At 63.2% G+C, this 454-nt stretch carries 1 protein-coding gene; it reads left to right on the forward strand.

The annotated features are described in order from the left end of the window. A partial coding sequence (locus ACU8YE_RS25150; protein ID WP_446930282.1) for a type VI secretion system tube protein Hcp occupies positions 1–454 on the forward strand: 454 nt, incomplete at both ends.

A 454-nucleotide genomic window follows, 5' to 3' on the forward strand; every position in this document is an offset into this window, starting at 1 on the left:
AAGATCGACGGCATCAACGGTGAATCCCTCGACGACAGCCACAAGGACGAGATCGAAGTCCTGAACTGGAACTGGGAGATTCAGCAGGAATCGACGATGCACACGGGCAGCGCGGTCAGCGCGCTCAACAAGCTGCTGTCGTTCTTTCCGGTCGAGCAGCGCGACCGGCACGCGGTCGCGCTCGCCGAATCGCTGATCGGCATCGTCTGCCAGAGCCTCGTGCCGAGCGCGGACGGCGAAAGCCTCGTGCTCGCGAGCGAGTTGCTGTTCAACAACAACAACCAGGTCGCAAAGCTGATCGCGGACCCGACCAAGCTGCACCTCGTCAACGAGTTCCTGCGCCGCCGGGAGGACAACATGTCGCGCTCGCTGAACGACGACCTGGCGGCGCTCGCGGCCCGCAACCGGATCACGACGAAGGATGCGTTACGGGCCACTTACAATCGGCTCGAGC

This window comes from Ralstonia sp. VS2407 (genome assembly GCF_052950655.1).